Consider the following 20,397-nt stretch of genomic DNA (forward strand, 5'->3'; position numbering starts at 1 on the left):
ACGGCTTGGCCTAGGACGCCCGCACGCGCGACGCCTCGATGATCTTCTCGGCGATGGCGGCGGGCACTTCCTCGTAGTGATCGAAGGTCATCTCGAAGTCGCCCCGTCCCTGGGTCATGGATCGGAGGTCCGTCGCGTAGCGGAACATCTCCGCCTGGGGCACCAGCGCCTCGATCACCTGCATCCCGCCATCGGGGTTCATGCCCAGGATCTTGCCGCGCTTCTTGTTCAGGTCCGCGATGCAGTCGCCCATGAAGGTTTCGGGAACCTCCACCCGCACCCGCATCACAGGCTCCAGGAGGACGGGGTCCGCCTGCTCGAAGGCCTTCTTGAACGCGAGGGAGGCGGCGATCTTGAACGCCATCTCCGAGGAGTCCACGGGGTGGTACGAGCCGTCGGTGAGGGTGGTCCGCACGTCGACCACGGGGTACCCGGCCAGTACGCCCTCGGCCATGGTCTCCCGGACGCCCTTCTCCACCGCCGGGATGTACTGCTTGGGCACCGCACCGCCGAAGATCTTGTCTACGAACTCGAAGCCGCCCCCTGTGGGCAACGGTTCGAGCTCCAGGAAGACGTGACCGTACTGCCCGCGCCCGCCCGTCTGCTTCTTGTGTTTGCCCTCGGACTGGACCTTGGTCCGGATCGTCTCCTGGTAGGGCACGGTCGGGGTCCTGAGCTCCACGTTCGCCCCGAACTTCTCCTTCAGGCGGGAGACCACCACGTCCAGGTGCATCTCCCCCAAGCCCTTGAGCAGCGTCTCGCCGGTCACCGGGTCCCGCTCCACCCGGCAGGTGGGGTCCTCCTCAGCCAGGCGGCTCAAGCCGGAGAAGATCTTCTCCTCGTCTCCCCGCGCCACGGGTTCCGCCGCCAGGGCCAGCTTGGGCTCAGGGTAACGGACCGGTTCCAGGCGGACCTGAGCCGAGGCATCGCAGAGGGTATCGCCGGTCTGGGTGTGCTGGAGTTTCGCCACCGCGCCAATCTCTCCAGGGCCGAGGGCATCCACCGCCTCTTGCTCCTTGCCCCGGAGGACGTAGAGCTGGCCGATCCGCTCGTCTTTCTGGCGCACGGAGTTGCGCAGGGTCGAATCGGAGGAGAGGACCCCTCGGTAGACCCGGAAGAGGGTGAGCCGGCCCACGTAAGGATCGGCCATGGTCTTGAAGACGTACGCCGCCGCCGGGCCCTCCCCCGGTGCGACGGCCTCCCCGCCCTCGACCAGGTTCGCCTGCGGCGCGACCTCCTGGGGCGAAGGAAGGAGCGTCCGGATGCCCTCCAGGAGCTGGTCGAGGCCGCCGCCCCCGACGGCGGACCCGCACAGGACCGGGACCACCGCGCCCTGGCGCACTGCCGCCGCCAGCCCCCGGCGCAACGCGTCGGCGCTCAGGGACCCCTCCTCCAGGTACTTGGCGGTGAGATCGTCGTCGGTGGCGGCCACCGCCTCCTCCAGAGCTTCCCGCGCCTGGGTCACCGCCGCCGCCACCTCAGGCGGCACGTCGGCGGCCGTGGATCCATCGCCCTCCTGCAGGTAGGCGCGCCCCTCGAGGACGTCCACCACGCCCCGGAAGTCCTCGGCCTGGCCCACGGGCACCTGGATGGGCGCCACCCGGTTTCCGAAGCGCTCCCGCAGCTCGGTGAGGCAGCGGTTGAAGTCGGCGTTCTCCCGGTCCATCTTGCTCACGAAGCAGAGCCGCGGCAGCTTCGCCTCGTCCGCGAGGCGCCAGACCTTCTCGGTGCCCACCTGCACCCCCGAGGCCGCCTCCACCAGGACCACGGCCCCTTCCGCGACCCGGAGCGCTCCCAGGACATCCCCAACAAAGTCAAAGTAACCGGGAGTATCCAGAAAATTGAACGTGTACGATTCCCAGGGGCAGGGAAGCACCGTCGTGTTCAGGCTCAGCCTGCGGCGTTGCTCCTCCGGGTCGTAGTCGCTCACGGTGTTGCCTTCCTCCACCGAGCCCTTCCGGCTGGTCACCCCGGCCCGATAGAGGAGCGCCTCGACCAGACTGGTCTTCCCCGCTCCCTGATGCGAGATGAACGCCACGTTTCGAATCCGGTCCGGTTGCACACGAGCCAATGTCGGTCCCCCTCCTCCGAGCGACGATGCCCCTACGCGGTGCCGAGTCTCAACGCCCTCCGCCCGCCCCTCGTCCAGCCTTCTTCCTCTTCCTTGCTTCGTCCGGCCCGGCAGCTTTCCTCCTGGCGGGGCTTGCCAGCGATCCCCTCCTTAACCTGTCCTGCCGAGATAGGCCGCTTGCAGTTTCCTCAGATCGTCCCACGCCAGCCGCTTCTTGCCCGGATCCCGCAAGAGTGCCGCGGGGTGGAAGGTGGCCATGACCTCCCGCCCGTCCCGCTGGTACCAGACGCCGTGGTCGCGGGTCACGCTGAACCTCGGGTCGATCAGCCGCCGGGCTGCGGTGGCCCCCAGGCAGAGGACGAGTTCGGGGCGGATGAGCTCCATCTGCTCGCGGAGGTACGGGACGCACGCCTCCTGCTCGGCCGGTGCAGGAACCCGGTTGCCGGGCGGGCGGCACTTGACCACATTGGCGATGTAGACCTCCGATCGGCCGATACCGATGGCCTCCAGCATCTTGTCCAGAAGCTGCCCGGCCCGCCCCACGAAGGGGCGGCCTTCCAGGTCTTCCTGGGCCCCCGGGCCCTCCCCCACCAGCATGAGCGTGGCATGGGGGTTGCCCTCCCCGAAGACCACCTGCCGGCACCCCGCTCGCAGCGGGCACCGGCGGCAGCCCGCGGCCTCCTCGGCCAGGCGGGTCAACGCCAGCTCCCGTTCCTGGGGGGATAGGGCCGCACCTCGACCCGCGGGCGGCACCGCGGCGCGAGGGGCCACGGGCACCCCGGGCTTGGGTTGCACGGGGCCCGGTGAGGCTTCGGCCACGGCCAAGGGCAGGGGCTCCCCGAAGAGGGTGGCTTGATGGCGGGGGGAAGGGGCGGGCGCGGGCGCCTCCGGCGGTGCCTCCCCGGGAGACCGGGACGAGGCCGGAGCGCCGAACAGGGAGAGCTGCTGGACGTCGTCGTGCATGGGATCCGCCTCCAGAGGGGTGCCCCGCGGCTCAGCGGATGCGGAACCACCCCGGCGGTTCGCCTTCCGCCTGCCGGTAGCCGGGCTCCACGGCCTCCACTTCCGCCCAGGGCGGGCCTTGGCGGAGCACCTCCAGGAACCGGTGAAGGGCATCCTCGGGGCCCTCAGCAGCCAGACGCACCGTTCCGTCCGCGGCGTTGCGCACCCACCCGTCGAGCCCCAGGGCCCGCGCCTGCCTGGCGGCGAAGTGACGAAAGCCGACACCCTGCACCCGGCCCCGCACGGTGACCTCCAACCGCAGGCGCCTGGGGCCCGAGCCCACCCTTCGAGACCCGGACGCGGGAATCCTCTCCACCCGGTGGCACCTCCCCGACGCCTTCCGCCGCGGGGGATCCGCCCAAGACGGGCCGTCGCCCTCCATGCCTTCAGCCCGGGCCCCCGCACACGGGCGGCGTTCAGGCCGATGGCTCGTGGGGACCGTCCGCCTCCCGCCGGCCCCACATCCCCGAGAGCGCCGCCCGTGCCGACCGGACGGCCAGACCCAGCGAGCTGCGGGCGCCGGAGAGCACGTCGTCCAGGGCGTCCACCACGTGGTCGATCTGCTCCCGCGTGACGATGAGCGGGGGCTCCAGACGTAACACGTTCGGGTTGTTCAGGGTGAAGACGGTCATGACGTGGTGGCGCCGGAGCAGCTCTCCCGCGACCAGGCTGGCCAGGTACTCCTGGGAGAGCCGGGCCGCGCCCCCGAAGGAGAGCCGGTTCACCCACCCCTGGGGCTCCTGGAACTCGAGCCCGATCAGCAATCCCCGACCGCGTACCGCCCGCACCGTTTCGGGGTGCCGGTCCCGCAGCGCGCCCAGGCGCGCCAGCAGGTAGGCGCCCAGCTCGGCCGCCCGCTGGTGAAGGTCCTCGCGCACGATGATGTCCAGGGCCGCCAGGGCCGCCGCGGCCGCCCGGCTGTTCCCGCCGAAGGTGCTGGTGTGGATCCGGCTTCGCTCCAGGCTGCCGAAACCCTTCTGCCAGACGCGCTCGGTGGCCACCGTGGCCCCGATGGGCTCGACGCCCCCGCCCAACGACTTGGAAAGGCAAAGGAGGTCCGGGCGGACGTCCTCGGCCTCGCACGCAAAGAGGGTCCCCGTACGCCCCAGGCCGGTCTGGACCTCGTCCACGATGAGCAGGGTCCCCGTGCGCCGGCAGAGCTCCTCCGCCGTCTTCAGGTAGCCGCTGGGCGCCAGGATCACGCCGCCCTCGCCCTGGATCGGCTCGATGATGAAGGCTGCGGCGTCCCGGGGGGCCAGGGCCTCCTCCAGCGCCGCGGCATCGCCGAAGGGAACCGCCGTGCGGTCGGGGAGAAGCGGCTCGAAGGGCTCCTGGTACGCGGCCCGGCCGGTGACCGAGAGGGCGCCGAAGGTCTTCCCGTGAAACGCGTTGCGGCAGTAGACGAAGCGCTTCCGGCCCGTCGCGATGCGGGCCAGCTTCAGAGCCGCCTCCACCGCCTCGGCGCCGCTGTTGCAGAAGAAGGTGTGGCTGAGCTCACCCGGGGTGAGCAGGGCGAGGTTCTGCGCCAGAGCCGCGGTCAGCGGCGAGAGCCCGGTCTGGAGCAGGTTGGGCCGTTCCTCCACCCGACGTACGGCGTCCAGCACCTCAGGCGGGTTGTGCCCTAGGTTCAGGGCGCCGAAGTGAGCGGTGAAGTCCAGGTACTCCTGGCCGTGCTCGTCCCACAGAAGGCAGCCTTCGGCCCGCGTGTAGACGCGGTCGAAGCCCACCAGTCCCATGAGCTGCACCAGCGCGGCGTTGCCGTACTGGCGGTGCAGCTCCCGGGCATCGGCCCGTCCCATGGCCAGGGCCTCATCCAGGGTGATCCGATTCATGCTTCGCTCTCTCCTGTGACACCGCGGCCCGCCTTCCCGAGCGAGAGCCTCCTCACGGGGCTCGCCGACCGCCCGGCGGTTGACGCCTGCGGGGTTCGGTGGTAAAGTGGGTCCGACGGGCTGTAGCGCAGCTTGGTTAGCGCGCCAGACTGGGGGTCTGGAGGTCCGGGGTTCAAATCCCCGCAGCCCGACCAATGGGGAGGCCCTTGAAAGGGGCCTCCCCAAGTCTTGCCCAGCCCCGTATCACTGCCCCGGACCCTCGGTAGCGTGTGGCAGTACTTCACCCTTCTCGGGGCGAGTCCTCTGCTCTGGCCTGTCTCATCGCGCCGCCCCGCGGGCGGCGCCGCCTGTCCGGGCCGCGCTCGGCTGAAGCCCCATCACCCGGGCCCGCTCTTCCTGGAGGCGCTGCCAGTCCTCCGGGGCCAGGGGACGGTCGAAGCTCCGCAGCCAGGCGAGGCGGAAGCCATGGCGAGCGGCCAGAGCGCGCATCTCCTCGAGCGTGGGCATGGCCAGGTCCGAACCCAGGCTCACGTGCTCGTAGCGCTGTTCCAGGGCCAGCATCATCGTCTCGGACATGCACGCGTAGGCCAGCCCCCGCTCGAAGCCGAAATCGAACCCCAGGTAGGGGCGACCCGGAACCTCGACCACGCCGCCGTCGATCACCAGGACGTCCGGCCGCTCGGCCTGGATCCTGCGGGCCACGTTGGGTGGCCGGGACATGTCGCAGACGACGGCGCCCGGCTTCGCGTTCTCCGGCCGCACGAGCTCCAGGGTGCTGGAGGTCGCGGTCACCACCACGTCCGCCTGGGCCAGGGCCCGGTCCACGTCCACGGTGAGCTCGAAGGAAGGGTGCGGGCTGCGCACGCTCGCCTCCGCAGCCACCTGCCGCAGCCGGCGGAGGCTCGCCTCCGCCCGCTGCGGGTTACCCACCAGCACCATCCGGCCCGCCTCTTCGGCCAGGAGGATGGCCAGAGCTCGCCCGATGGAGCCCGTGGCGCCCACCACGGCCACGGTGGCCTGCCGGAGGGAGAAGCCTAGGCGGGCCGTCGCAAGGCTGACGGCTTCCCGGGCCGAGACCACTGTGTAGCTGTTCCCCGTGGTGATCGCAACCCCGAGTTTCCTCAGGTGTAGACCGCCCCGGGTGACCACCGCCGTGTAGGCCCCCAGGCCCACGATGCGGGCCCCCCGGTCCCTGGCCAGCTCCACCGCCCTGCGAACCTCGGTCTCCGCCTCATCCCGCGGCATGGCCAGGAGCTCGGAGGTGGTGCGGGGCACGGCGATGAACTCGCCGTGCGCGGTGCGTCCTGCCGCGGAGACGATGCGGGTCTCGCCCACCACCATCGGCTCCAGGAGATCGCTCCAGCGGTCGGCAAGTCGGGCAAGGGCCGACTCGTCGAAGGCGGCCAGGGAGCGGTCGTAGTCCGGGTAGTTGGCCAGGCTGAGCGGGTGGACCAGGAAGGCGAAGCGCCCTTCGCCGGGATCACCCGAGGGACGGACCGGCCGCGGCGCGGCGACCCGGAGCGCTTCCGGGCTCCCCCAAGTCCCGCGGGCCGTGAGGGTCGCGGGCGGCACCCCCGCGAGGTGGGCCACAAGGCGGGCGGTGTCGCCCTGCTGCAGGAGGCTCAAGGTGCGGTCCAGCCCGTCGGCCACCTGGTCGCACACCTCGTCCGAGGCGATCAGGGGCGGCTCGATCCGGAGGACGCTGGCCCCGTTCAGGGTGGGCGCGATCCGGATCCCCTCCACGTTCAAGAGGTGGCTCGCCACCACGGGGGCCAGGGCGCCTTGCTCTCCCAGGATGCCCAGGAGGCTCTGGGGATGGGTGTCGCGGCTGGCCGCGAGCTCGATGCCGAGCATGAAGCCCCGTCCCCTCACCGCCCGCAGGGCCCTCGGGTAACGCTCCCGCATCGCCTCGAGCTTCGCCTTGAGGCGGGCTCCCTTGCGGGCCACCTCGCGCACCAACTCCTGGTCGTTGCGGGTCAGGAGGTCCAGGGAGGCGAGGCCCGCCCGGCAGGCGAGCCCGCCGCCCGCGAAGGTGGACGAGTGCTTCTCGGCAAAAGCGTCGGTGTAGGCCGCATCGGTGAGGAGGACCGCCCCGATGGGCATCAAGCCGCCGCCCAGGGCCTTGGCCAGGGTGAGCACGTCGGGGGTGACACCCTCCGCCTCGCAGGCGAAGAGGCGGCCCGTCCGCCCCAGGCCCGTCTGGACCTCGTCCACCACCAGCAGCACGCCGTGCTCCCGGCAGAGGCGCTGGGCGCCGGCCAGGTAGCCTGGCGGGGGCTCCACGATGCCCCCCTCTCCCTGGATCGGCTCCACCAGGAAGCAGGCATACTGCTCCGGGTTCGACCGGAGCGCGGCCTCCAGGGCCTCCAGGTCGCCGTACGGGATGCGGTCGAAGCCGGGCAGCGGGGCGCCGAAGACCTTCTGGTACGCTTCTCGGTGGGTGGCCGAGAGGGCCCCCAGGGTCTTGCCGTGAAAGGCGTTGCCGCACGACAAGACGCCCATCCGGCCCGTCGCCGCCCGGCACGCCTTGATGGCTGCCTCGGTGGACTCGGCCCCGCTGCTGGTGAAGGTCACCGTGCGGAAGCCCGGGGGTGCCACGGCCAGAAGCCGCTCGGCCAGCTCGCCTGCCGCGTCCAGCGACGAGGGCTGGACGAAGCTCGGGACGCCTTCCGCTTCCGCCTGGTGCAGGGCCCGCCAGATCTCGGGCGGGTTGAACCCGAAGGGGAGCGCTCCGTACGCGGCCAGGAAGTCCACGTAGCGCCGGCCGGCCTCGTCCCACAGGGTGCAGCCTTCCCCCCGGACGAACCTCTTGTCCATCTCCAGGCGGTTCAGGAGCTTCCCCAGGTGGGGGTTGACGAACTGACTGAAACGGTCCATGGAATGTCCTCTCTCCCTCACAAGGACTGCTCTCAGTTGGCCGGGGCCAGCGTCTCTGGGCTGCCGGCTTCCCCGGGTTGGGGGGCCGTCCCGTCCAGGCCCTCCACCCTGGGCTCGAAGCCCAGGCGATCCAGCCACTGGAGGTAGTCGGCGGGGGTCATCTCCTCCCACCGCTTGCCCGCCAGGGCCACGATCAACGCCTCCATGACGTTGGTGCCGAAGGAGCGCCCCTGGAGGTTGGGCGTGGTGGTCACCAGGGTCCGCACGCCCCGCTGGCGGAGTTCCTCCACGTTCTGGCTCGTGACCGTGTTGGTGAGGATCACCTTGCCCGACAGGGCGTCGGGCATGTACCGCCGGATGAAGTGGAAGTCACCGGCGATCACGTCCGCCCACCGGAAGATCCGGGCATGGCGGGGCGTGATCTTCTCCTGCTTGCCGCCCGTGGGGTAGAGCATCTGGAAGGGCAGTTGGGTCAGGACGGGCAGCAGGATGCGGGCCAGGATCCGCAGGCCCCGAAGGCTCCTTATGGGGATGGGCACACCCAGGGCGAAGATCAGATCGCCGTAGATCGTCTCGCTGCCGGCGGCCTCCAGGGCCTCCGCCATGCCGAAGCGGTCCACCCCCGAGACCAGCAGGACCCGGCGGCCCCTGAGCGGGAGCACCCCCCGCGCCGCCAGGCGCTCCACCACCCGCCGCTCCAGGGTGTTCTTGAGGCCCGAGCCGTCCACGATGGGCGTGCGCCGGGCCGCCTCGAGCAGGGGCCGGGCTTCACGGATCATGTAGCGGCGCTCGCCGGCCACCAGGTAGAGGTCGATCCCGCCCATGCCGAAAGCGTCCACCGTGCCGTCGAGATCCCGGATGAGCGCCACCGCCCGGGCCCGGTCGCCGTCGGTGCCGATGCGCTCCACCGTCACCTCCTCACCCGCCGCCTGGAAGGTGGCCCTGGAGTTCCTGCTGGACGATCCCAGGCTGACGCTGACGATCCGCTTCACCGTTCCTCCCCCCTCGCGGCCTGGTCCGCCTTCAGGGCGCGGATCAGCCGCCGTACTTCCTCGGGGTCCACGAGCCGGTCGCCCTGGATGGGCGAGGTCCCGATCACGACCCCCACCACCTTCCGGCCCAGGACCGCCTCCATCAGCTTCACCCGCATGTCCGATCCGAGGAAGACCACTGCGTCCAGCTCCCGGGCCTGGGAGATGAGGGCCATGATCTCGTTCACCAGGTCGAGCCCCGAGCGATCGCGCACGAAGGACCAGCGCTCCGCGTCGGTCATGAGCAAGACCAGGTCCAGCCCTTCTTCGGCCGCGACCCGCTCCAGGTCGGCCTTGTTCGCGACGGGGAAGCCCACCAAGGCGATCCTCCTGCCCCGCCGGAGCTCCCCCATGGCCTCCAGCCGCGAGACGAAGGTGCGATCCGTGCCGAGCCGGTCGGCCACCTCCTGCTGGGAAGCGCCGCCGGCCCGCATCTCCAGGGCCTGATCCACCAGGCGGTGGAGGCGCGTCCGGTCGATCACCTTCTCCCCCACCCGGACCAGATCCACCCTCATCGCCTCCCGTCCCCGGGACCTGTGCACAAAAGTGTGCTCCGCCCGCCCATTCTACATCCTGGAAGGGTACGGCGCAAGAGGGTGCTGCACGGGCGCCGGCCGGACCCTCTTGGGCAGCGTACGCCTCAGCTCCGGTTGTCGGGCTGAACGAGGGGGATCAGGGAAGCAGGGGGTCGCGGGCGCCCTCGGGCGCCAGCTCCTCCAGGTGGAAGGCCTTGTGGACCCGGCGCACGGCCTCCTCCGCCTGGGTTGCGTCGATGAGGCAGCTCACCTTGATCTCCGAGGTGCTGATCACCTGGATGTTGATGCCCGCCTCAGCCAGCGCCCCGAACATGCGGGCCGCTACCCCCGGGTGGCTCATCATCCCCGCGCCCACGATGGAGACCTTGGCCACCGAGGCATCGTCCTGAACGGTGGTGGCGCCCAGCTCACGCGCCACCTGGTCCACGATCTCCCGGCTGCGGGCCAAATCGTCGCGGGTCACGGTGAAGAGCAGGTCGGTCACCTGCCGTGCCTTGGTGGTCTGAACGATCATGTCCACGTTGATCTCCTCGGCCGCCAGCGCGGCGAAGAGCCGGTGGGCCACCCCCGGCCGGTCGGGCACGTCCACCACCACCAGCTTGGCCACGTTCCGGTCGTGGGTGACGCCTACCACCACGCGCGCGTTCTCCATGGTCGAAACCCCCCTCACCTCGGTACCCGGGCCATCCCCGAAGCTGGACCGCACCCGCAGGACCACCCCGTACTGCGCGGCGTACTCCACCGCCCGCGGCTGCAGCACCACCGCCCCCAGGCTGGCCATCTCCAGCATCTCGCCGTACGAGATCCACTCGAGGCGGGAGGCGTCGGGAACCAGTCGAGGATCCGCGGTGTAGACCCCGTCCACGTCGGTGTAGATCTCGCACCGGTCCGCCTGCACCGCCGCCGCGAGTGCCACGGCCGTGGTGTCGGACCCGCCCCGCCCCAGGGTGGTGATGTCGTCTCCGGGCGTGATCCCCTGGAAGCCGGCGACGATGACAATCCGGCCCTGCTCCAGCTCCCGCAGGATCCGGTCGGTCCGGACCTCCTGGATGCGGGCTTTCATGTGGATGCCGTCGGTGAGGATCCCGACCTGGGCGCCGGTGAGGCTGATGGCCTCCTCGCCCAGCTCCTGGATGGCCATGGCCAGGAGGGCGATGGAGACCTGCTCGCCCGTGGCCAGGAGCATGTCCATCTCCCGCCGGGGCGGGCGGGGGCTGATCTGGTGCGCCAGCTCGATCAGGTGGTCCGTGGTGTCGCCCATGGCCGAGACCACGGCCACCACCGGGCGCCCTGACCGGTGCGCGTCCACGATCCTTGCCGCCACGTTCCGGATCCGCTCCGGGTCGGATACGGAGCTGCCGCCGTACTTCTGCACCACGATGCCGTTCACGATGCCCCTCCTCCGTCCGGCGCACGAAGCCGGCTCCCGCGGGCCACCCCAGCGGACCGGGAAGCCGGGCGCACCCCGCCCCTGCTCCTTATCCTACGCTTGGCCCAGCGCGCCCTCGCCCGCCGGACGGCATGCCAGGGGCCGGGCCGGCTCGCCAGCAGCCTCGAAGGCGGCCGCCATCGCACCGGCCACGGCCTCCCCCAGGCCCGGCGGCGCCAGGGCCACCACGGCGGGCCCCGCTCCGGCGAGGGCTGCGCCCAGGGCGCCGGCTCCCATGGCCGCCTCCAGGGCCTCGGGCGCGCCTGGGACGTGGGGCAGGCGGTGGGGCTGGTGCAACCGGTCCTGCATGGCGATGGCCAGCAGGTCGTGACGACCCAGGGCCAGGCTGGCCACCAGCGCCGCCGAGGCCGTCAGGTTGAAGACGGCATCCTGCCGCGGGACCTGGTCGGGCAGTACGCCCCGGGAGGCTTCGGTGCTCCACCGCCGATCCGGTAGGGCCAAGGCCACGTCCAGGGGCGGTGGGTCCAGGCGGAGGAACCGGCGCGCCCCGGGCAAGAGGACGGTGAGTCCGCCCGCGAGGGCAGGCGCCGCATTATCCCCGTGGCCCTCCAGTTCCCACGCCAGGGCCAGGAGCTCGTCCGGCGGCAGGGGCCCGCCCAGGAGCCGCTGCGCCGCCACCAGGCCGCCCACCGCCGCGGCCGCACTGCTTCCCAAGCCGCTCCGCAGGGGGATGTGGTTCGTGCACCTCAGCCGCAGGCGGGGCGCCCGGCCCCGCACCTGCCGCCAGAGCAGGCAAGCGGCTTGAGCCACCCGGTTCGATGCGTCCCCGGGCAACTCCTGCTCGCCTTCCCCTTGGACCTCCACCTCCGCCGTGGCGCTGGCGGGGTCCTCCTCTTCGCCCAGGACCTCCATCTCCACCTCGTTGACCAGGTCCAGGGCCAAGCCCAGCGCGTCGAAGCCGGGCCCCAGGTTGGCCACCGTAGCCGGCACGCGCACGTGAACGGGTCCGGCGGCCGTCATGCCAGGAGGTCCTCCAGCGCACCCGTCACAGCGCCCAGCTCGTCGGGCACCACCTGGGGCGGCGGGGCTTCGCCCACGGCCCGGTCCGGGTCCTTCAGGCCGTGGCCTGTGAGCACGCAGACCACCCGCTCGCCGCCCCGGAAGAACCCCTCCCGGGCCAGCCGAGCCACCCCCGCCACCGAGGCGGCCGACGCGGGCTCGCAGAAGACCCCTTCCAGGGCCGCAACCCGGTGGTAGGCGGATAGGATCTCCCCGTCGCTCACGGCCTCGATCCGTCCGCCCGAGGCGTCGCGGGCCTCCACCGCCCGCTGCCACGAGGCGGGGTTCCCGATGCGGATGGCGGTGGCCACCGTCTCGGGGTCGGGGACGGGGGCTCCCCGCACGATCGGTGCCGCCCCCTCGGCCTGGAAGCCCAGCATGCGGGGCAGGCGGTCGATCTGGCCTCGGGCCTGGTACTCGCGGAAGCCCATCCAGTACGCGGTGATGTTGCCCGCGTTGCCTACGGGCAAGGCAACGAACTCGGGCACGCAGCCCAGCTGGTCGCAGACCTCGAAGGCCGCGGTCTTCTGGCCCTCGAGCCGGTGCGGGTTGACCGAGTTGACCAGCCGGATGGGAAGGGCCGCCGTGAGCTCGCGCACCAGGCGGAGCGCGGCGTCGAAGTTTCCCTCCACCTCCAGCACCCGGGCGCCCAGGTGGACCGCCTGGGCGAGCTTCCCCCGGGCCACGGCGCCCTTGGGCACCAGGACCACGGCCCGCATGCCGGCCCGTGCGGCGTAGGCTGCGGCCGAGGCCGAAGTGTTCCCCGTGGAGGCGCAGGCCACGATCCTCGCCCCCGACTCCAGGGCCAGGCTGACCGCGACCGTCATCCCCCGGTCCTTGAAGGAGCCCGTGGGGTTCGCACCCTCCACCTTCAGGTAGAGGTCCACCGGCGCCTCCAGGGCCCGGGCCAGGCGCGGGGCCGGCATCAGGGGCGTCCAGCCCTCGGCCAGGGTGACCACCGGCGTCCGGTCGGTGACCGGCAGGTAGGCCCGGTAGCGCTCGATCACGCCGGGGTTGGGCTCATGCATCCTCCTGTCCCCTCTCCACCCGCATGCAGCTGGCCAGGTCGTGCACCGAGTCGAGCCCCCGGATCTGGTCCAGGGCCAGGCGCAGGTCGGCCTCCCGGGCCGGGTGGGTCACGAAGACCAGGTCCACCGGCTCGCTCCCCCGCCCCTTCTGGATCATGGACTCGATGCTCACCCGGTGCCGCCCGAAGGCGCCGGCGATCTCGGCCAGCACGCCGGGCCTGTCCACCACGCGAAAACGTAGGTAGAAGCGGCTCACCATCTCCGACGGGGGCCGGATGGGCGGGCGGTCGTCGCGGAAGATCCGGCCGTTGGGCTCCTGCCCCGTGGCCCGGATGCGCCGCGCGGCCTCCACCATGTCGGCCACCACCGAGGAGGCCGTGGGAAGGCTTCCGGCGCCGGCACCGTAGAACATGAGCGGGCCCACCGCGTCCCCCTCCACGAAGACGGCGTTGGTCACGCCCTCCACCGAGGCCAGGGGGTGGTCGCGGGGCACCAGGGCCGGGTGGACCCTGAGCTCCACCGCGTCGTGACGCCGGGCGACCGCCAGGAGCTTCACCGTGTAGCCAAACTCCCGGGCGTACGCCAGGTCGGTGGGGTGGACCCTTCCGATGCCTTCCACGTGGACGTCGTCCAGGCCGAAGGGCGCCTCGAACGCGAGCATGGCCAGGATCACCAGCTTGTGCGCGGCGTCGAGCCCGTCCACGTCGTACGTGGGGTCGGCTTCGGCGTAGCCGGCCGCCTGGGCCTCGGCCAGGGCCTGCTCGAAGGTGAGGCCCGCCCGGTCCATGCGGGTGAGGACGTAGTTGGTGGTGCCGTTGACGATGCCGAGCACCCGTTCCAGGCGGTTGGCGATGAGGCACTCCTGCAGGGGTTTGATGATGGGGATGCCGCCGGCCACGCTCGCCTCGAAGTAGAGGCGCTGAGGGTACCGCTCCAGGAGCTCGCCGCCGGCGCGGGCGAGCACGGACTTGTTGGCGGTCACCACGTGCTTGCCCCGCTCCAGGGCAGCGCGGATCAGGCTCTGGGCCGGCTCTTCGCCCCCCATCACCTCCACCACCAGGTCGACGCCGGGGTCGTCCAGGGCCGCCTGCGAGTCGGTGGTGAGCCGCGCCGACGCCGGCACCTCGGGCCGGTGCCGGTCCAGCGAGCGCACCAGGATGCGTCGCACTTCCAGCGGGCCCCCGGCGCGGGCGGCGATGCGCTCGCGGTGGCGCTCCAGGATGCGGAGCACTCCGGTGCCCACGGTGCCGGCGCCCAGGAGGGCGACGCCTACGGGTCGGGTCATGCTTGGGGCTCCCTTCTTCCGCTCCGGATGGGGACAGTATAGCAGAGCGTCAGGGGCCCCGGAAGGGGTTCTCGTGGCCTCGCGTCAGCGGGCCTGGACCGCGTCCTTGAGCGCGCGCCCCGGCCGGAAGACGGGCAGGTGCGAGGGCCCGATGGAGATGGGCTCGCCCGTCTGGGGGTTGCGTCCCGTTCGGGCCGAACGGCTGCGCACTTCGAAGCTCCCGAAGCCCACCAGCTGGACACGATCGCCCTGGGCCAGCGCCTCCTGGATCGACTCCAGGAGGGCGTCCACCGCCGTATGGGCCTCGGACTTGGTGATGCGGGCCAGCTCGGCCACCCGGTCGGCCAGGTCGGACTTGGTCATGGTCACCCCTCCTCACCGCCCCGCGGGGCTCCCCGTTCGGGATCGGCGGGCTTAAGGTCTCCCCCGGCTGCCACTTCTATGCACGGTTGGGCCTCACAGGATGATGCAGATCAGCCCCCCGGACCCTTCGTTGACGATCCGCGTCAGCGTCTCCTGGAGCTTGTGCTGGGCGTGCTCGGGGATGCGGTGGATCTTGCTCTCGATGCCATCCCGGATCAGGTCCTGCAGGGAGCGCCCCAGGAACTCGGAGTTCCACAGGCGGGCGGGCTCCTTTTCGAACTCCTCGGTGAAGTACCGGGCGAGCTCCTCCCCCTGCTGCTCGGTGCCCACGAAGGGCGTGACCTCCGTGAGGATGTTGGCCTGCACCATGTGAATGGAGGGAGCGGAGGCGGTGAGCTTCACGCCGAAGCGGCCGCCGTGGCGGATGATCTCGGGCTCTTCGAAGCGGATCTCCTCCAGGAGCGGCGCCACCACGCCGTACCCGGTGCGCCGCACCTGATCCAGCGCTTCGGCCACCTTGTCGTAGGCCCGCTTGGCGTGGGAGAGCTCGCGCAGGTTCCGCACCAACGCCCGGTCGTCCTCGATCTCCAGGCCGGTGATCTCCTTCACCACCTGGTAGAAGAGCGCCTCGGACGCCGCGACCCGGATGAGCGCCCGGCCTTCACCCAGGTCCACGTCGCGCACCCTGGCCTCGGCCACGGGCTCCGCCTCGGCCAGCCTCCGAGAGGCCGCGTCCACGTCGCGCACCTTCTCGACAGGCTCCACGGCCGCCCAGACGGCCTCGCGGAACTGTTCGGCCAGCCAGTGGCCTGCGTCGAGCTCCTCCACCCAGCCAGGGAGCTGAACGGCGACTTCCCGGACGGGAAACTCGTACAGGATGGCCCGCATCAGGTCCAGGATCTCGGCCTCGGTGAGGTGGAGGCAGTCGGTGGGAACCACGGGCACCCCGTACCGCTCCGCCAGCTCCTGGGCCAGCTCCCGGCTGGCCGACGCCTCGGGCTGGGCCGAGTTGAGGAGGACCACGAAGGGCTTGCCCAACTCCTGGAGCTCCCGTACGACCCTCTCCTCGGCGGGTACGTAGGCCGCACGCGGCAGGTCGGTGATGGAGCCGTCGGTGGTCACCACCAGGCCGATGGTCGAGTGATCCTGGATCACCTTGCGGGTGCCCAGCTCCGCGGCCTCTTCGAAGGTGATCTCCCGGTCGAACCATGGGGTCCGCACCATCCGCGGCCCCTGCTCGGTGAGGTAGCCCTGGGCCCCCTCCACCGTGTACCCCACGCAGTCCACCAGCCGGATGCGGAAGCGCAGCCCCTCCTCGAGCTCCACCTCCACCGGGCGCTCGGGAACGAACTGGGGCTGCGTGGTCATGATGGCCCGGCCCGAGCCACTCTGCGGGAGGGCGTCCAGGGTCCGGTTGCGGTCGTGCGGGTCGTGGATGCCCGGCATCACCAGCAGATCCATGAACCGCTTGATGAAGGTGGACTTGCCTGTCCGCACGGGCCCCACCACGCCCAGGTAGACACTCCCATGGGTCCGCCGGGAGATGTCCTGAAAGATGTCGAAGCGCTCCATCCCTCGCCCTCCTTCGGGTGCCGGGGCGGCCGCGCCCGCGCCCCGGCGGGCGCGCGCCCCTCGCCGCAGGTACCGGCGCGCCATGCAGTACAAGTCTATGGGAGCAGGGTCCCGGCATAGACCGGCGCCGTGCAACTCGTGAGGATGTGAGGAGGGAGACGGCAGGGGCTAGAGGTCGTCCTTCGGGCCCGCCAGGTCCAGGGCCTCCAACTCGCCCCGGGGATCGCGGCCCATGAGGGAGTCGACCGCTTCACGGGGGGTGATCTCCTCCGAGAGCACCCGGTGAACCGCCGTGGCGATGGGGAGCTCCACGCCCCGTTGCTCGCCCAACCGCACGGCCGCATGGGCGGTAGGTGCCCCTTCCACCACCATCGGCCCCTCGCGGAGCACCTCGGAGGGGCGGCGCCCCGCCCCGATGGCCCTTCCCGCCCGCAGGTTGCGGGAGTGGAGGCTGGTGGCGGTGGCCACCAGGTCCCCGAGCCCCGAAAGCCCGCTGAAGGTGAAGGGGTGGGCGCCCATCTGAGCGCCCAGGCGGCGGATCTCCGCGAGTCCCCGGGTGATGAGCGCGGCCCGGGTGTTGTCACCGTATCCCAGACCGTCGCTGATGCCGCAGCCCAGGGCGATCACGTTCTTCAGCGCGCCGCCCAGCTCCACCCCCACCAGGTCGTCGCTGGTGTAGACGCGGAGCCGCCGGTCCATCAAGAGCTGCTGCACCCGAGCCTGGACGTCCGGATCGCCCCCGGCCAGCACCGAGGTGGAGGGCACCCCCCGCACCACCTCCTCGGCGTGGTTGGGGCCCGAAAGGGTCAGAATCCTGCCTTCAGGGTGATCGGGAAGCACCTGACGCAGGACCTGGCTCACCCGGAGGAGCGTTCCCACCTCCAGCCCCTTGCTTCCGTGGACCACCACGTGCTCGGGGCGGATCCAGCCCCGCGCCCGCTCGGCCCAGGCGCGCACCGTCTGCGCGGGGAGGGCCAGAAGCAGTATGGGAGGCTCCAGGGCTTCCTCCAGGTCGGAGGTGACGTGGATCAGGGGCGACAGGGTGATGCCGGGCAGGTAGGGCGTGTTCTCCCGCAGGCGGGCGATCTCCCCGGCGCGCTCGGGCCGGCGCGCCCAGAGGAGCGGTGCGGTACCCCGGTCGGCCAGGTGCATGGCCAGCGCCGTCCCCCAGCTGCCGGCGCCGATGACGGCCACGGTCCAGCGAGAACGCCCCGGGCTCTCGGCCATTGTGATCCCCCCCTGTGGTCTAGTGGGCCTTGGAGGCGCTGCGGGCCCGGCGGGGGCCCCCCTCCGATCCCATCCCTCTCGGGCCCGGACGATCAGCCGCATGGGGCTGCCCGCGAAGCCGAACTGGGCCCGGAGGTGGCGCTCCAGGAACCGCTGGTACGAGAAGTGGACCAGATCCGGATCGTTCACGAAGAGGACGATCTGGGGCGGCCGGATGGCCACCTGGGTCCCGTAGAGGATCTTCAGGCGCCGCCCCTTGTGGGAAGGGGGCTGGCGGAGGGCGGCCGCCGCCTGGAGACTGGCGTTCAGCGTGGCGGTGGGGACCCGCATCCCCGCCTGCTCGTAGACGTACCCGGCGGCGGTGAGCGCCTGGCGGACCCTCTGGCCCGTCGCGGCCGAGGCGAAGACCATGGGCACCCACTCCAGGAGCGGGTAGGCGGAGCGGACCCCCTTCTCGTACCGCTCCAGGGTACCCGTCTGTTTCTCGACCAGGTCCCACTTGTTCACCACCAGGACCAGCCCGCAGCCCACCTGCTCCACCTGGCGGACCAGGCGGCGGTCCTGGTCGGTGAACCCCTCCATCGCGTCGATGAGCAGCAGCGCCACGTGCGCCCGCTTCAGGGAGGCCAGCGCCTTGGAGACGCTCACCCGCTCCAGGTCCCCGCCCGTCCCCGCAAGGACGCGGCTCCTCCGCCGGATGCCGGCGGTGTCCAGCAGCACGAAGTCCCTTCCCTCGTGGCGGCAGCGGCTGTCGACCACGTCTCGGGTGGTCCCCGCCTCGGGGCTGGTGATGAGCCGTTCGTACCCCAGGAGCCGGTTGATGAGCGACGACTTGCCCACGTTGGGCCGGCCGATCACCGCCACCCGAACGGGCTCCAGCCCCTGGTCGGGGGGCGGTTCGACGCCTTCGGGCAGTCGGGCGACGATGGCGTCCAGGAGATCCCCCACGCCGCGCCCGTGCTCGGCCGAGAGGGCGACCGGATCGCCCAGCCCCAGCCGGTAGAACTCCGCCGCCAGGTCCGACCGGGCCGGGTCGTCCACCTTGTTGGCCGCGACCAGTACCCGCCGGCCCGCCCGGCGAGCCTGCTCGGCCGCCTCCGCGTCCAGGCCCGTGAGGCCCTGCTGGGCATCCACCACCAGCACCAGTACGTCCGCCCGAGCGATGGCCTCGTGGACCTTGCCTACCACCTGGACGGCCACGGGCGCCTCCCCCCGGGGGTCGTACCCGCCGGTGTCCACAACCACGAAACGGCGGCCGGCCCACTCCACTTCTGCCTCCAGGGGATCGCGGGTGACCCCTGGCTCGTCGTGGACCAGGGCGGCCCTACGCCGGGCCATCCGGTTGAACAGCGTGGACTTGCCCACGTTCGGGCGCCCGACGATCGCCACGCGGGGCAGACCCTTCACCGCGCTCCCCCCTCGCCGGCCCTCACCGCCCGGGCCGGGTGTCTGATGACGAGTATAGCACAACGCTGGCTCGGCACGCGCCGGCACCGTGCAGCGTCCGCGAGGTCCTCAGCCACACCTCCCGGCGGCCAGGTCGTCTAGCACCTGCTGGACCCGCTGCTCGAGGGCCGCGTGGATCTGGGTCAGGCCCCGGAGGACCAGCAGCCTTCCGGGGCCGGCCAGGCCCAGCCGGCGGGAGAGGAAGCCGCCCGCGCGCAGGGCGGGCGTCAGCAGGTCGTGGGTGTCCACCCAGCGGATCCGCTCGGGTGGTGTGCCGCCCCCGGTGCTCAGGGCGGAGACGACCGCGGTGCGAATGGGCTCCAGCCGCCCCCCGTGTCCGACGGTGGCCACCCGGTTGCCGTGGCGATCGTGCCCCCACAGGTGGAGACGTCCGAGATCCTGCAGGCTGAGCCGGTCGAAGGGCGGAAGCGCGTCCAGCTCTTCGAGGGTCGGAGGGCGCCCGCGAGGGAGCAACCCCAGGTGGATCCCGGCGGCCATGGGGGAGGTATGGGTGCCCCCAAAGCAGCTGTAGATCACCCATCCGTCAGTGGCGCACAACGATGAGCAGGTCCTCGGCCAGCTCGTGCACCATGCCGACGGTGACCTTGGCCAGGGTGTTGGCCATGTGCACCATCTCCTCCCGGCTGCGGGCCACGAAGACCGGCGCGCCGCCCCCGGCGGCACGGGAGGCGTCCGTGGTCACCACGGCGAGGACCTGGTTGGTGGGGCTCACCTCGCTCACTCCGGCGTCTCCCCCTCCAGAAGGCGTCCCACCGGCGATTGCAGGGGCTTGCGGACCGAACCCTCCAGCACGGGCACCTGGCGGATGGCCAGAAGCAGCGCCTCCATGCTCCGCTCCGCCGGCAGCACCGCGAGCACCAGTGCCCCGTCAGGCTTCCGCCGCACCAGAGGGGTGAACTCAGGTTGGTCGACGTCGTGCTGGAAGCCCACCAGGGCCGCCACGTCGTGGGCGATGGCCTGCCGCTGCCCCAGGTTGGCCAGGGTCGCCTTGGCAGCCAGGTTCCGGGGACGGATCTCAGCGGCCAGACCCTCCTTGAGGAACCGCTCGCGCGACGGCCCCCAGCCCACGTTCATGATGGCTACCCCCGACACGGTGAGCACCGGGCCCTCGAAGCGGATCTCCGCCGGGCGAGCCTCCGCCAGGCTCTCAAGGCGCGGCCCCGTGGTGTAGCGCTCCAGGAGCACCCACCCCGCCAGCGCCACCGCCCCGCCCGTCACCAGGGCCGCCTGCGCGGCAGCGGCCCCCGGCCAAACGGCCACGCCCAGCGCCAGGCCCGCCAGGTACCCCAGACTGAAGAGGAGGCCCACCCCCATGGCCAGGTAGTTCCGCGCCTCGAAGACCCGGGCGATGCCCTCGATGTACCCGGTGCCGCGGGGGATCATCTCGGTGGCCTCCAGCGCCTGAAGGGTCCGCCGCTCGGTGTCGCGCACCTCACGGAACTGGGTGGCCGCCAGAGCCAGGAAGGAAGCCGCGGTGAAGTCGCCCCGGGCCAGGGCCAGCGGGCCGGCCGTGCCCAGGAAGGCGCCCAGGGTCCCCAGGCTCAGGTGGATGACGAATCCCTGGGGGTAGCTGGGATACTGGCGGTAGTCCACCCGCAGCATGGAGAGCCGGGCCAGGGCCCCGAAGAGGGTGCCCAGGAGCAGCGGGAGTGCCATG

General features: G+C 71.7%; 17 protein-coding genes and 1 tRNA gene. 1 reads left to right on the top strand and 17 read right to left on the bottom strand.

All coding sequences use genetic code 11. The features are described from left to right. Positions 1–10: 10 nt before the first annotated feature. The 4 genes from fusA to LIP_RS08215 form a co-directional block, all read right to left on the bottom strand. Positions 11–2,071, bottom strand: a complete 2,061-nt coding sequence (gene fusA, locus LIP_RS08200) for an elongation factor G (protein WP_068136703.1) — start codon at positions 2,069–2,071, stop codon at positions 11–13. Between the two features lie 150 nt (positions 2,072–2,221). After that, positions 2,222–3,034 (bottom strand): uracil-DNA glycosylase, encoded by an 813-nt coding sequence (locus LIP_RS08205; protein ID WP_082726041.1) that lies wholly within the window; start codon positions 3,032–3,034, stop codon positions 2,222–2,224. 31 nt (positions 3,035–3,065) lie between these two features. Then, a complete protein-coding gene (locus LIP_RS08210; RefSeq protein WP_198409781.1) occupies positions 3,066–3,389 on the bottom strand; it encodes an acylphosphatase in 324 nt (107 codons plus the stop codon). Positions 3,390–3,489: 100 nt separating this feature from the next. Then, positions 3,490–4,905, bottom strand: a complete 1,416-nt coding sequence (locus LIP_RS08215) for an aspartate aminotransferase family protein (protein ID WP_068136709.1) — start codon at positions 4,903–4,905, stop codon at positions 3,490–3,492. A gap of 116 nt (positions 4,906–5,021) precedes the next feature. On the opposite strand from LIP_RS08215, the gene LIP_RS08220 reads away from it, so the two are divergent. Continuing rightward, positions 5,022–5,099, top strand: a tRNA-Pro gene (locus LIP_RS08220). A 124-nt stretch (positions 5,100–5,223) separates the two neighbouring features. Here LIP_RS08220 and LIP_RS08225 read toward each other — a convergent pair. The 13 genes from LIP_RS08225 to LIP_RS08285 all read right to left on the bottom strand — a co-directional run bounded on the left by LIP_RS08225 (position 5,224) and on the right by LIP_RS08285 (position 20,396). Then, complete coding sequence (locus LIP_RS08225; protein WP_068136712.1) at positions 5,224–7,782, bottom strand: aminotransferase class III-fold pyridoxal phosphate-dependent enzyme; 2,559 nt, start codon at positions 7,780–7,782, stop codon at positions 5,224–5,226. Between the two features lie 32 nt (positions 7,783–7,814). Continuing rightward, positions 7,815–8,774 (bottom strand): quinate 5-dehydrogenase, encoded by a 960-nt coding sequence (locus LIP_RS08230; protein WP_068136715.1) that lies wholly within the window; start codon positions 8,772–8,774, stop codon positions 7,815–7,817. Next, on the bottom strand, positions 8,771–9,322 hold the full coding sequence (locus tag LIP_RS08235; protein ID WP_068136718.1) for a transcriptional regulator: 552 nt from the start codon (positions 9,320–9,322) through the stop codon (positions 8,771–8,773). Before LIP_RS08235 ends, LIP_RS08230 begins: the two co-directional genes overlap by 4 nt. Before the next feature lie 163 nt (positions 9,323–9,485). Next, the gene (locus LIP_RS08240; RefSeq protein WP_144440392.1) at positions 9,486–10,739 is read right to left on the bottom strand and encodes an aspartate kinase; all 1,254 of its coding nucleotides are present in this window, start codon (positions 10,737–10,739) and stop codon (positions 9,486–9,488) included. A 93-nt stretch (positions 10,740–10,832) separates the two neighbouring features. Continuing rightward, positions 10,833–11,759: a homoserine kinase gene (thrB, locus tag LIP_RS08245; protein WP_082726043.1), complete on the bottom strand. Its 927-nt coding sequence runs from the start codon at positions 11,757–11,759 to the stop codon at positions 10,833–10,835. After that, the gene (gene thrC / locus LIP_RS08250) at positions 11,756–12,826 is read right to left on the bottom strand and encodes a threonine synthase (protein ID WP_068136728.1); all 1,071 of its coding nucleotides are present in this window, start codon (positions 12,824–12,826) and stop codon (positions 11,756–11,758) included. Before thrC ends, thrB begins: the two co-directional genes overlap by 4 nt. Next, the gene (locus LIP_RS08255) at positions 12,819–14,111 is read right to left on the bottom strand and encodes a homoserine dehydrogenase (protein ID WP_068136730.1); all 1,293 of its coding nucleotides are present in this window, start codon (positions 14,109–14,111) and stop codon (positions 12,819–12,821) included. The genes thrC and LIP_RS08255 overlap by 8 nt, the downstream gene beginning before the upstream one ends. A gap of 84 nt (positions 14,112–14,195) precedes the next feature. Beyond that, positions 14,196–14,474, bottom strand: coding sequence for an HU family DNA-binding protein (locus LIP_RS08260; RefSeq protein WP_068136731.1), 279 nt, complete (start codon positions 14,472–14,474; stop codon positions 14,196–14,198). A gap of 93 nt (positions 14,475–14,567) precedes the next feature. Beyond that, the gene (gene spoIVA, locus LIP_RS08265) at positions 14,568–16,046 is read right to left on the bottom strand and encodes a stage IV sporulation protein A (RefSeq protein WP_068136732.1); all 1,479 of its coding nucleotides are present in this window, start codon (positions 16,044–16,046) and stop codon (positions 14,568–14,570) included. 168 nt (positions 16,047–16,214) lie between these two features. Next, positions 16,215–18,680, bottom strand: a complete 2,466-nt coding sequence (der, locus tag LIP_RS19200; RefSeq protein ID WP_082726044.1) for a ribosome biogenesis GTPase Der — start codon at positions 18,678–18,680, stop codon at positions 16,215–16,217. Positions 18,681–18,788: 108 nt separating this feature from the next. After that, positions 18,789–19,277 (bottom strand): DUF3189 family protein, encoded by a 489-nt coding sequence (locus LIP_RS08275; protein WP_144440393.1) that lies wholly within the window; start codon positions 19,275–19,277, stop codon positions 18,789–18,791. Continuing rightward, the gene (locus LIP_RS08280) at positions 19,264–19,461 is read right to left on the bottom strand and encodes a capping complex subunit for YIEGIA (protein WP_068136736.1); all 198 of its coding nucleotides are present in this window, start codon (positions 19,459–19,461) and stop codon (positions 19,264–19,266) included. The genes LIP_RS08275 and LIP_RS08280 overlap by 14 nt, the downstream gene beginning before the upstream one ends. Further along, positions 19,458–20,396: a YIEGIA domain-containing protein gene (locus LIP_RS08285; protein ID WP_068136738.1), complete on the bottom strand. Its 939-nt coding sequence runs from the start codon at positions 20,394–20,396 to the stop codon at positions 19,458–19,460. Before LIP_RS08285 ends, LIP_RS08280 begins: the two co-directional genes overlap by 4 nt. Position 20,397 lies beyond the last annotated feature (1 nt).

This window comes from Limnochorda pilosa (assembly GCF_001544015.1).
In the GTDB taxonomy this organism is placed as follows: domain Bacteria; phylum Bacillota; class Limnochordia; order Limnochordales; family Limnochordaceae; genus Limnochorda; species Limnochorda pilosa.